Consider the following 12,424-nt stretch of genomic DNA (forward strand, 5'->3'; position numbering starts at 1 on the left):
TAAATTATACTTGCCAACCCTGCCATTGCAACTCTGCAACTTTGGTAAATTCTTGTACGTTATGGATTTGTCAACGCTATACTAACTTTGTTATAGTAAAGTCAGTTTCATTCGATAAGGAGCATTTATGAATAACATTAATAAAGATCAACTCAACCCCGAAATTTTCAAACTCTACAACGACTACGCCCACAGTCGTATGACAAAGCGTGAATTTTTAAATAAATTGTCGGTATATGCAGTAGGTGGCTTAACTGTAGCCAATCTTATCAACTTTCTGTTACCCAATTATGCCATGGCGATCCAAGTGCCAGAGAGCGACAATCGCCTAAAAGTACAAACCATCCAATACGATTCACCGCAAGGTGGTGGCAAGATTTCGGCACAATTGGCAATGCCTAGTAATATTCAGGGTAAGTTGGGTGCGGTTGTGGTCGTGCACGAAAACCGTGGGTTAAATCCTTATATCGCTGATGTGGGGAGACGTGCTGCTCTGGCAGGGTTTATTACCCTTGCTCCCGATGCCTTATCACCATTGGGAGGTTATCCGGGCGATGATGACAAGGGTAGGGAAATGCAAGCCAGCCGAGACCGTGATGAAATGTTGAGAGATTTTCTTGCCGCTATTACTTATTTACAGCAACACCCGCAAAGCAACGGTAAAGTAGGTATCGTTGGTTTTTGTTTTGGAGGTTGGGTGTCCAATATGGCGGCTGCCGAAGTGCCTAACTTAGCTGCTGCCGTGCCGTATTATGGTCGTCAAGCACCATTAGAAGTGGTGCCACAGATTAATGCTCCTTTGCTGTTGCATTTTGCCGAGCATGACGACGGCGTAAACAGTGGCTGGTCAGATTATGAACAAGCCTTACAGCAACACAATAAACGCTATCTGGCGTATCATTATGCAGGCACTAACCATGGCTTTCATAATGATTCTACTCCACGTTTTGACAAAGCAGCAGCGGAATTATCGTGGCAACGTACCTTAGCGTTTTTGGGTGAACATCTGCGTTAAGTTTGAAAAAAAACGGTGAAAAAATGACCGCACTTTTTAAGAAGTACGGTCATATGATCTATTTACCAGAGCATGTTCATAAACCTACGTAATCCAGCTTTTAAACTCAATGGTTAAATGTCAGGGGTAGATTGCCTCTTTTCAAAAAAACACTAAAAAACTGATCGACCAATAGATATATTCATTACCTAATATCCATATGTAAATATTGTTTAAAACATACATTAGGAAAAAACATTAACATATTCAATCAACTAGATAAACTCCAAGATCCACGTCGTTATAACCAAAAACACCATTTTTTAGACATTATTTTTTAGTGGTAAGTGCTGTCATCTCTGGTACGAGTGGTTGGGCAGATATAAAAATGTTTGGCGAGACGCATTTTGATTGGTTGCGAAAACATCGTAAATTTGAATATTGGGATTCCTGTGGATGATACCGTTGCACGAATTATTAAAAAAGTTGACTCGAAATGGATGAATGATGTTTTTATAAATCTAATCAATGAGATAAGAGAATTTAATGGGCGAGAGTTGATTGCTATTGATGGCAAAACATTGTGTCATAGTTTTGAAAAAGATGTGATGAGTGCCTTTCATAGTGTGACGGTTTGGAATCTCAAGGGCTTGTGTTGTCGCAAAAACGCTCAACTGGTAATAAAAATGAGCAAGCGACAGTATTGGAAATGAAAAAGAAGAAAAAATATATTATATCAGCAAATTAGGTGATGATGAGAGAGAGTTTTATTCCATTAACGCATAAGATAAAATTATTATTTCTTTATAAATAGCGGATGGTTATTATAAACTGCATTACATTCCAAAGAGAATTGAAATCTACAAATGGAATTTATAAATAACCATATAACGTATAAGGATTATAAATATGAAGTATTTAATTAAAAAAATATCTTATTTTTTTCTAATTATTTTAACAGCAATGACATTTTTATTTGGTTGTGATAATAAGTCTGCTGATAATGAAGTCAAAAATAAAAAAATAATTGTTGCAGTCAATGCAAAAACTAAACCTTATAATTATCTTAATGAAGCGGGAGAATTGACTGGGTATGAAATTGAAATGGTCAATGAAATAGCACATCGGCTAGGTTATGATGTGGATTATCAGATAACGGAATTTGAATCAATGTTTGCTGGTCTTGATAGTCGTCGTTATGATGTTATTGTGGGGAATATTTCTAAAAAACCAGAAAGAGAAGAAAAATATTTATTTAGTCGTCAGCCATATTTTAAAAATAAAATTGTTCTGATTACCGCAAAACATAACCAAGATATTCGTTCCATTGATGATCTTGGTGGTAAAAGAGTTCCTGCAGGTGCAGGACGTGCAAATGCTCTTTTTATGCAAAGTTACAATGAAAAAAATCCGAATAATCAAATTGATATTCAATATACTGATGCGGATGCAAGCTCAATACTCGTTGATCTTCATAATGGTCGTTATGATGCCAGTGTATATAATCAAACTTATGTTATCAATGTGCAAAAGGAATATGGTTATGAATTTAATATTTATTCTATTCCAAATGCGGACGAAATTGAAATTCCTGAAGCTTGGTTTTTATTTAACAAATCTTCTCAAGATTTAGAGAGTGAATTTAATTCAGCTTTAGTTGATATTAAAAAAGATGGCACATTATCATCATTAAGTGTGAAATATTTTGGGAATGATTATGTTCCCCAATAAATATACCAATATTGTGGTTATTCTAACCTTTGTTAGTATAGTGTAATGCTTTTCATTATTTGAAATGGACTGTTTATGGAAAATCTCTTCAAGCCAAGTGAAATTATTAATGCAATTAAACAAATTATTCCCAGTATTCCAATTACACTGGAGATAGCAGTTATAGCTACAATTTTAGGTCTTTTAGGTGGGTTTATTTTAGCACTAATACGGATAAATAAAATTCCTATTCTTTATTCTTTTTCAGTGACTTATATCTCTTTCATGAGAGGTACTCCACTGTTAGTGCAAATATTTCTATCTTACTATGGTATTCCAATTTTACTTAACATGATTAATTTATATTGGGGTACACATTTTAATATTAATCGAATCCCCAGTATTATTTTTGTTTATGTGGCATTTTCACTTAATGAAGCGGCATATCTTGCTGAGACTATTAGATCTGCTATCCTATCAGTAGATAAAAAAGACATTGAAGCAGCGCATTCAATTGGAATGACCAAAAGCCAAATTATGAGAAGAATAATCTTACCACAAGCTATGATTGTGGCAATTCCTAATCTAGGCAATATTATAATTAGTTTGATAAAATCCACTTCTCTTGCTTTTACAATTGGTGTTATGGATATGATGGGGAGAGCTAAAGCCGTTTCTGGTAATAGTATGCGTTTCTTTGAAGCTTACATTGGTTTGGCTTTGCTTTATTGGTTAATATGTATTGTAATTGAATTTTTGATTCATAAATTAGAACACCGATTTAATTTTCTTAAAAAAGAGATAAATGCAAATGATCAGATTATCAAATATTAAAAAATCCTTTGGGGAAAACCAAGTATTACATGGCGTAAATTTAAGCGTAGACACTGGGGAAGTGGTATCTATTATTGGTGCTTCAGGTTCAGGTAAATCTACTTTTTTACGCACAATAAATTTTTTAGAAAAAGCAGATAGTGGGAGTATTACCATTGATGATTTAACTATTGATGTAGAAAAAGTAAATGATAAAGAAATTGTCAATCTTTGTAAGAAAACGGCTATGGTATTTCAATCATATAATCTTTTTCGTCATCGTACAGCACTTGAAAATGTTATGGAAGCATTAATTATTGTGCAAAAAAAATCTAAACATGAAGCTAGAGATATAGCAATAGCTGAGTTAGAAAGAGTTGGGTTACTAGATAGAATAAATTATTACCCCCATCAATTATCTGGTGGGCAGCAACAACGAGTAGGAATTGCTCGAGCACTAGCTATCAATCCTAAAGTTATGTTATTTGATGAACCAACAAGTGCGCTTGATCCTGAAATGGTTGGTGGCATTTTAGATATTATTCGTTCTATTGCGGAACAAGGTAGAACGATGATTGTCGTAACACATGAAATGAATTTTGCCCAAGAAGTATCGGATAAAGTGGCTTTTTTTGCAGCGGGCAATATTGTTGAAATAGAGAGAACAAAGGAGTTCTTTACTTCACCTAAAAAAGTCCTCACTCATCAATTTTTACGACATATGAAAGCTTCATAAAATATGGTTAAAAGGAAAATAAGATGCGCTTTATAGTTTGTGGTGATGCCCTTTTTTCTAGTAGGAATCTAGCTAAAAGACTCGAACCAAAATTAATTAAATTGCTTAAAGAAGCTGATGGCTGTTTTGTAAATGCTGAATTTTGCACGCCTAAATATGATACACCGCCGGCGGCAGGTCGTGGTTATATCACCTCTGTTCAAGCACAAACATTGGATGAGTTTGTAGATTTGAACTTATTAATGGTTGGATTTGTTAATAATCATACCGGCGATTATGGTTGGCAAGGTGTTGTAGACACGATTGAGTCGGCAGTAGAGAGAAAACTTATTCCTTGTGGGGTGGGGAGAAGTTTAGGGGAAGCGAGACTTGCTAAATTTTTAGATACTATTGACGGAAGAGTTGGAATCGTTGCTGCAGGAAGTACACGTTCTGAAGTTTTTGCTGCCAGTGATGCTGGTGCAGGGGTGGTAGCTCGTCCAGGTTCAAATCCTTTACGTTGGAAAAGAACTTATGTATTAGAATCACCATTATTTGATGAGCTTGAGAAAATTGATCGAGTTCTTGGTACTCGCATAAGTATGGATGATGGATTGAAAGTAGAAACATATGCCCCACAAGGAAAAGATAATTTTAAATTTGGTTCTTTATTTGAAGGTGCTTTAGACATTGAACGTGGTGTCATTTCAGGTGTTAAAACAAGTGTTCATGAGAAAGACGCTGAAGAAATTTTAAAGAGTATTCAGGATGCGTCAAAACGTGCAGATTTAACCATATTTAGTTTACATACTCACGAGGGGGTAAACGAAAATTGGTATAGTCCATACGTTCCAGAATTTATTGAAGATATTGCTCATCGTGCAATTGATAATGGTGCTAATGTTGTTGTTATGCATGGAGCACATTTTTTACGGGGAATTGAAGTATATAAAAATAGCCCTATTTTTTATAATTTAGGTTCTATATTCATGGAATTTGAAGCAGGAGAATCTATTATAACGCCAGAAATGTATGAATCTTATGGATTTTCCCCCAATAGTCGACCTTCAGAACTGCATACTCGTAGAGCTAAGGATATTCATGGTAATTTCATCGGATTTAATGCTGAAAGACGTTTTTCTGAAAATTGTCTTTTACAACTAGATTTTGAAAATGGTCAATTAACTTGGTCTCTTTTACCCATAGATTTGCAACTTAATGCTTCTCGAACACTAGATCGTGGTATTCCTAAAACGGTATCACATACCATAGGCCATGAGATTGCACAAAATTTAACAAAATATAGTCTACATTATAATACAAAACTGGTATATGATGAGAATGATGGGTATATTCACCCCGTGTTTGATAACAACAACCCGCCTGTTTGAGTTAGGTTGGAAATGGCTTCTACGTTTGTGCCTTATATACTGCTTCCAAGGGTAGTATTTTGTGTACGAACAGATAATTTCATCATGGCTACCGCACATCTTGTACATTATTTAAACACCAGTCGAACCAACAACTTCTCACGGAAATCATTTGGCCAACTTGCCATTTTCAGATTACCTCGCAAACTCTCTCGCATCATCACCTAATTTGCTGATATAATATATTTTTTCTTCTTTTTCATTTCCAATACTGTCGCTTGCTCATTTTTATTACCAGTTGAGCGTTTTTGCGACAACACAAGCCCTTGAGATTCCAAACCGTCACACTATGAAAGGCACTCATCACATCTTTTTCAAAACTATGACACAATGTTTTGCCATCAATAGCAATCAACTCTCGCCCATTAAATTCTCTTATCTCATTGATTAGATTTATAAAAACATCATTCATCCATTTCGAGTCAACTTTTTTAATAATTCGTGCAACGGTATCATCCACAGGAATCCCAATATTCAAATTTACGATGTTTTCGCAACCAATCAAAATGCGTCTCGCCAAACATTTTTATATCTGCCCAACCACTCGTACCAGAGATGACAGCACTTACCACTAAAAAATAATGTCTAAAAAATGGTGTTTTTGGTTATAACGACGTGGATCTTGGGGTTTATCTAGTTGATTGAATATGTTAATGTTTTTTCCTAATGTATGTTTTAAACAATATTTACATATGGATATTAGGTAATGAATATATCTATTGGTCGATCAGTTTTTTAGTGTTTTTTTGAATTGGTTAAAAAAGAGGCGATCTGCCTCTGGGCTAAATGTCAATTAGTTCGGCTGGAAACGCTATTGGGAATATAATATTTAACTTCACTTTCTTTCCTTTCTTGGTATTTTTAAACTGGTGAACCTCGTGCACTTGGCGTTTTTCGCCACTCATCGACTTGCTTTCTGTTAATAAACGAATAGGATGTTTAGAATCAAATTGTGTATCAAAATCATTGCAGTCTAATCGTGCAAAACTATGGTGAATTTTAGTCTTAATTTTGATAGTACTTATAGAATTAGGCAAAATTTATATTAATTTAGGTTAACCATTATTGCTATTCTAGCGTTATAATACGATTATTATTTAAACAAAAGGAAAGTAAAATGACTTATATCGTAAAAGGTTTCGCAGCTATGTCTGCGGATACGCCACTTGTTCCCTTTAATGTACCACGCCGTGCTTTGCGTACGGACGATGTGCAAATTGATATTCTTTACACTGGTGTGTGCCATTCCGATTTACATATGGCTCGTAACGATTGGGGCGTGTCGCAATTTCCTGTTGTGCCGGGGCATGAAATTGTAGGGCGTGTAAAAGCCGTTGGTTCGGCGGTGACTAAATTCAAAGTGGGTGACTTAGTTGGTGTAGGTTGTTTGGTGGATTCTTGCCGTAGTTGTTATCATTGCCAACATGATTTAGAACAGTATTGCGAACAGGGTTCAACGCAAACTTATGGCGACGTAGATCGCCACGATCATACACCAACTTACGGCGGCTATTCTAAAGAAATTGTAGTGAGTGATGCGTTCGTGTTAAGCGTGCCTGAAAATTTAGATACAAAAGCTGTGCCGCCAGTATTATGTGCTGGGATTACTACTTGGTCGCCATTGCGTCATTGGAACGTGGGTAAAGGCTCAAAAGTGGCTGTTGTAGGTTTGGGTGGTTTAGGACACATGGCAATTAAACTCGCTAAAGCATTGGGTGCAGAAGTGACATTATTCACTCGTTCACCCGCCAAATCACAAGATGCTTTGCGTTTAGGGGCAAGCCAAATTATTGTTTCTACTGATGAAGCACAAATGAAATCGGTTTATAATCAGTTTGATTTAATTATTGATACGGTGCCATATAGCCATGATGTTAGTCCTTATATGCCAACCTTAGCCATTGATGGTACCTTGGTTTTTGTCGGGTTGATTGGAAAACACCCTGACTTTTCTACGGTACCTTTGGTGCTTGGAAGACGATCTATTGCAGGTTCTGCTATTGGTGGGATTGCTGAAACCCAAGAATTATTGGATTTCTGTGGTAAGCATAATATCGTGTCGGACGTAGAAATGATTAATATGGCAGACATCAATACGGCTTATGAGCGTATGCTAAAAAGCGATGTGAAATACCGCTTTGTGATTGATATTGCAAATACATTATAAATTCTTGGAAAAAACAACCGCACTTTTTGATCTGCTATCTGAAAGTTAGATGAATACTAACTGAATAAGACGCAGATCATTTTGCCAAGTGCGGTGCTTTTCCGCTAATATTTACGCTTTAGTCTTTTGGTAAAATATAAAGCGAAACTAACAGTCCACCCCAAATAATGCCTAGGGCGACAATCATCATAATAATGGCACTGGTACTCATCTTATTCCCCTTTTTCTACGCGGTGTTCTGCTAAAACTTCATCTTTCCATTTTAAGCGAGAGAGTAAAATAGAAACGACAACTAAGGCAATTGCCATTCCCCAACCAAAGGTATTGACAAACCAGCTTGGATAGCCTTCATAACCCTCACTAAATACTTTGGCACCTTCACTTAATAACATAAAGGCTAAAATACCTGTCGTGATAACGATACATAAACGCCATACAAAACCCACTTTGAATGATGAGGTTTCATTTAAATGATTACCTAATACACTTAGTTTCTCGTTAGCTACAATCGCAATTAATGACACAAATGCCACTGCAACAATACCAAAGTAGTTGACGAATTTATCCATTACATCAAGCATTGGTAAACCTGTTGTTGTACCAAATAAGAATACTGAAACCACCATCATAGGTAAGCCTACTAAGAAAGTAACTTTAGAGCGGCGAATACGAAGTTTATCTTGTACAGCGGAAATAATGACCTCAATCACCGAAATAAACGAGGTTAATGCAGCAAAGGTCAGTGAACCAAAGAATAACACGCCAAGCACTTGACCAAATGGTGCTTCATTAATAATAGTTGGGAATGCAAAGAAAGCTAAACCGATACCACCTTTTGCTACTTCACTCACTTCCTGACCACCCGCGGTTGCCATAAAACCAAGTGCAGCAAAGACTCCGATCCCGGCTAATACTTCAAAACTAGAGTTAGCAAAACCTACCACTAAACCTGAACCGGTTAAATCAGAATCTTTTTTCAAGTAAGAGGCGTAGGTGATCATAATCCCGAAACAGATAGATAATGAGAAGAAGATTTGTCCGTAAGCAGCAATCCATACGCTTGGATCAGAGAGTTTTGACCAATCTGGCGTAAATAACGCATCCAACCCTTTGGCAGCACCCGGTAGGAATAAAGATGAAATCACCAAAATAAGGAACATAACCACTAGTAATGGCATTAAAATAGAAGAACTTTTAGCGATCCCTTTTTGTACACCTAAGGCTAAAACTGCTAGGGCAATAATCCAAACGGCAATTAATGGACCAACGACCATGCCAACAAATTCAAAGCTAACGCCTTGAGCAATATCGCCCATTTTTAAGAATTCACCCACGAAGAAATCAACGGGTTTATCCCCCCATGCTTTGGTGAAAGAAAAGTAGGTATAGGTTGCCGCCCAGCCAAGCACTACCGCATAGTAAATACCAATAATCACATTGACCATCACTTGCCACCAACCGAACGTTTCAAAATGTTTGCTGAAACGACGATAAGACAATGGGGCACCACCACGATGACGATGCCCGATAGCATAGTCTAAAAATAATAATGGAATACCTGCGGTTAATAATGCGATCAAATAAGGTATAATAAATGCACCGCCTCCATTTTCATAGGTTGTGTAAGGAAAACGCCAAATGTTTCCCAAACCAACCGCTGAACCAATGGCAGCAAGAATGAACGCTCTGCGTCCAGAAAAAGTTTCACGTGTAGAATGACTCATTCTACCCCCTTGTAATAATGTGAATTAAACAGTAGATCCGAAAATATAAACGAAAATGCTGTTTAGTCAATAAAAAATAGATAAAAATTTGAAAAAACAATAAATCTAATCTTAAAAGTAGGTGTTTTATGCTAGATAATATTTATATTACTCATGGTTATACTGCGAATTCACAAAAACATTGGTTTGCTTGGTTAAAAGTGCGGTTAGAAAATCAAAAAATTGTTACACAAATTTTTGATATGCCAAATTCTAGTCAACCCGATCCACAGGAATGGTTAACATTTCATCAAAAAAATATTCACCAACTCGATCAAAATAGTTATTTTATCGGGCATAGTTTAGGTTGTATTGCGACCTTACGTTTTTTACAACAAGCAAAAATAAAAATTGGCGGGGTGATTTTAGTGTCTGGTTTTGCGGAAAAATTGCCGAATTTGCCTGAATTGGATGGGTTTAATGAAACTCGCTTAGATTTCACCGCACTTATTGATCAAATTCCGCAACGTGTGGTGATTGCATCGGACGATGATGATGTAGTAAATGTACAATTTACTCGCCATTTAGCTCAAAATCTGCGAGCGAATTATATTGAAGTTTCTGGTTATCAACATTTTCTAGATAGACAAGGGGTGACGGAATTACCTTTGCTGTATGATGAAGTGTTGAAAATGATACATCATTAATAGGATAGGAATAAACTCATGACAGCATCTAAAACCGACTTAAGAATTATTCGCAGCCATAAACTTATTCGCCAAGGTTTAATAGAGTTGCTTAACCAAAAAAGCTATCACGATATCAACGTACAAGATATTTTAGATGCTGCTATGGTGAATCGTTCTACCTTTTACACCTATTATTCAGGCAAAGATGATCTTGTGGGGCAGATGATTTTGGATTTAAAAACCGAGATAAAACAATTAATTGAACAACGCCAACAAGCAGAGAATTTAGAACATTTTTTTGAAATCGCGATGCCTAAATGGTACGAACTTCGTCATCTTTTATTAGCCTTATGGAAAGTGTATACCCCACGCCATCATCTGTTTGATGATATGGTGAAAATGTTTCAACAATCTTTTATCCAATTAGCCCAAGGAAAAAGTGTGAGTGAACAAGATTTACCATTGCAATCACTGTTATTTGCCCATTCATTTTTAACCGCTATCCGCTTTTTCTTTGAAAAAGATGAAAAACCGAATGCGAAAAAAATTATGACCTTATGGCAGAATACACTAGATATTGCAAGCGAGAAAAAAGGGTAAAAAACACCGCACTTTGGCATAAATAACGGATCTGCCCCATTTACAAATTTTCCCTTATCTTTTTTTAGTGCTATTACATCAAATACTTTCAAAAGTTTCAAGTATGATTAAAATTTTTATTTAGGAAATTCAATAAATTAGATATTTTTAGCTGGCACTTCGTGCACTCCGACTAGAAGATAAATTAGATTTGTATTGCGTAGGCAGCAATGCTCATTTATTATTACAACGATATATAGGGGAAAGGGAGTTAAGCGATTGAAGGGATGAATATGGCAAAATTTGATAAATAATTCGGCATGAGAGTAAAAAAGGACTCTCTCATGGTGGGGAGGTCTTTAGCGATCGTACCAACGCTGATTTCAATGCCTGATGGTCAAAATAACGCTTAACCGATGAAGAAATTTTCTCACAAGGGTAGCTTGAACTTTGGGTTCAAAAGATGAGCACATTTTTATTCATTAATAAGGGAAATAACATGACTAATTTTATTAAAACCCGTGCGGCGGTTGCCTACGCTCCAAACCAACCTTTAGTAATTGAAGAACTTGATTTAATGCCTCCGCAAATAGGTGAAGTGCTAGTGAAATTAGTGGCGACAGGCGTGTGCCATACAGATGCTTACACTTTATCAGGCAAAGATTCGGAAGGTGTGTTTCCGTGTGTGCTTGGTCACGAAGGTGCTGGCATTGTGCAAGCGGTGGGCGAAGGTGTAACGGATTTTAAGGTAGGTGATCATGTTATTCCTCTTTATACCGCCGAATGTGGTCAGTGCAAATTCTGCAAGTCAGGTAAAACCAATTTATGTTCAGCTGTACGTGAAACGCAGGGCAAGGGCCTAATGCCAGACGGCACAGTACGCTTTTTCAAAGATGGTCAGCCGATTTTCCACTATATGGGTACATCGACTTTCTCGGAATACACAGTGGTTTCGCAATATTCGTTGGCTAAAATTCAAGAAGATGCACCACTCAATGAAGTGTGCTTACTTGGCTGTGGTGTAACCACTGGTATTGGGGCAGTGACTAAAACGGTAAAGGTGAAAGAGGGCGATACGGTAGCGATTTTCGGTTTAGGGGGTATTGGCTTGGCCGCTATTATCGGGGCACGTATGTCTAAAGCAGGACGAATTATAGCCATTGATATTAACCCTGAAAAATTTGCCAAAGCCAAAGAATCGGGGGCTACCGATTGCATCAATCCCAATGATTTTGATAAACCTATTCAAGAGGTGATTATTGAAATGACCGATGGTGGTGTGGATTATTCCTTTGAATGTGTCGGCAATGTGGATTTAATGCGTTCGGCACTGGAATGCTGCCATAAAGGTTGGGGCGAAAGCGTGATTATCGGCGTGGCACCAGCGGGGGCGGAAATTCGTACGCGTCCATTCCAATTGGTTACTGGGCGTGTATGGCGTGGTTCGGCATTTGGTGGTTTTAAAGGCCGCAGTGAATTACCGGGGTTAATCAGTCGCTATCAACAAGGTGAGTTTAAGTTGAGCGATTTTATTACCCACACCATGCCACTGGAAGATATCAATAAAGCCTTTGATTTAATGCACGAAGGCAAATCCATTCGCACAGTGATTCATTTTTAAGGA

Annotated in this window: 13 protein-coding genes; 10 read left to right on the forward strand and 3 right to left on the reverse strand. The window is 37.0% G+C overall.

What is annotated here, in order from left to right; translation table 11 throughout:
• Positions 1-127 precede the first annotated feature (127 nt).
• The 6 genes from E0709_RS01065 to E0709_RS01090 all read left to right on the forward strand — a co-directional run bounded on the left by E0709_RS01065 (position 128) and on the right by E0709_RS01090 (position 5,623).
• Positions 128-1,015: a dienelactone hydrolase family protein gene (locus E0709_RS01065; RefSeq protein WP_132299689.1), complete on the forward strand. Its 888-nt coding sequence runs from the start codon at positions 128-130 to the stop codon at positions 1,013-1,015.
• A gap of 431 nt (positions 1,016-1,446) precedes the next feature.
• Entirely contained in the window at positions 1,447-1,707 is a 261-nt protein-coding gene (locus tag E0709_RS01070) for a hypothetical protein (RefSeq protein WP_132299699.1), read from the forward strand.
• 196 nt (positions 1,708-1,903) lie between these two features.
• Positions 1,904-2,725, forward strand: a complete 822-nt coding sequence (locus tag E0709_RS01075) for a transporter substrate-binding domain-containing protein (RefSeq protein WP_132299693.1) — start codon at positions 1,904-1,906, stop codon at positions 2,723-2,725.
• Between the two features lie 75 nt (positions 2,726-2,800).
• Positions 2,801-3,538 (forward strand): amino acid ABC transporter permease, encoded by a 738-nt coding sequence (locus E0709_RS01080; RefSeq protein ID WP_132299695.1) that lies wholly within the window; start codon positions 2,801-2,803, stop codon positions 3,536-3,538.
• The gene (locus E0709_RS01085; RefSeq protein WP_132300272.1) at positions 3,516-4,253 is read left to right on the forward strand and encodes an amino acid ABC transporter ATP-binding protein; all 738 of its coding nucleotides are present in this window, start codon (positions 3,516-3,518) and stop codon (positions 4,251-4,253) included. The genes E0709_RS01080 and E0709_RS01085 overlap by 23 nt, the downstream gene beginning before the upstream one ends.
• Positions 4,254-4,276: 23 nt before the next feature.
• Positions 4,277-5,623, forward strand: coding sequence for a CapA family protein (locus E0709_RS01090; RefSeq protein WP_132299697.1), 1,347 nt, complete (start codon positions 4,277-4,279; stop codon positions 5,621-5,623).
• A gap of 238 nt (positions 5,624-5,861) precedes the next feature.
• On the opposite strand, the gene E0709_RS01095 is transcribed toward E0709_RS01090, so the two are convergent.
• Positions 5,862-6,122, reverse strand: a complete 261-nt coding sequence (locus E0709_RS01095) for a hypothetical protein (protein ID WP_132299699.1) — start codon at positions 6,120-6,122, stop codon at positions 5,862-5,864.
• Between the two features lie 657 nt (positions 6,123-6,779).
• Here E0709_RS01095 and E0709_RS01100 point away from each other — a divergent pair.
• The gene (locus E0709_RS01100; protein WP_132299701.1) at positions 6,780-7,829 is read left to right on the forward strand and encodes an NAD(P)-dependent alcohol dehydrogenase; all 1,050 of its coding nucleotides are present in this window, start codon (positions 6,780-6,782) and stop codon (positions 7,827-7,829) included.
• A gap of 118 nt (positions 7,830-7,947) precedes the next feature.
• Here the strand turns inward: E0709_RS01100 and E0709_RS01105 are convergent, their stop codons facing one another.
• Positions 7,948-8,040 (reverse strand): methionine/alanine import family NSS transporter small subunit, encoded by a 93-nt coding sequence (locus E0709_RS01105; protein WP_132299703.1) that lies wholly within the window; start codon positions 8,038-8,040, stop codon positions 7,948-7,950.
• A gap of 1 nt (position 8,041) precedes the next feature.
• The gene (locus tag E0709_RS01110) at positions 8,042-9,553 is read right to left on the reverse strand and encodes a sodium-dependent transporter (protein WP_132299705.1); all 1,512 of its coding nucleotides are present in this window, start codon (positions 9,551-9,553) and stop codon (positions 8,042-8,044) included.
• 128 nt (positions 9,554-9,681) lie between these two features.
• Here E0709_RS01110 and E0709_RS01115 point away from each other — a divergent pair, with 128 nt between their 5' ends.
• The 3 genes from E0709_RS01115 (at position 9,682) to E0709_RS01130 (ending at position 12,421) form a co-directional block, all read left to right on the forward strand.
• Positions 9,682-10,239 carry an RBBP9/YdeN family alpha/beta hydrolase gene (locus tag E0709_RS01115; RefSeq protein WP_132299707.1) on the forward strand — a complete coding sequence of 186 codons (558 nt, stop codon included), beginning with the start codon at positions 9,682-9,684 and terminating at the stop codon, positions 10,237-10,239.
• A gap of 18 nt (positions 10,240-10,257) precedes the next feature.
• Positions 10,258-10,821, forward strand: coding sequence for a TetR/AcrR family transcriptional regulator (locus tag E0709_RS01120; RefSeq protein WP_132299709.1), 564 nt, complete (start codon positions 10,258-10,260; stop codon positions 10,819-10,821).
• 478 nt (positions 10,822-11,299) lie between these two features.
• On the forward strand, positions 11,300-12,421 hold the full coding sequence (locus E0709_RS01130; protein ID WP_132299711.1) for an S-(hydroxymethyl)glutathione dehydrogenase/class III alcohol dehydrogenase: 1,122 nt from the start codon (positions 11,300-11,302) through the stop codon (positions 12,419-12,421).
• Positions 12,422-12,424 lie beyond the last annotated feature (3 nt).

Origin of the sequence: Lonepinella koalarum (genome assembly GCF_004565475.1) — a bacterium.
Lineage (GTDB): Bacteria > Pseudomonadota > Gammaproteobacteria > Enterobacterales > Pasteurellaceae > Lonepinella > Lonepinella koalarum.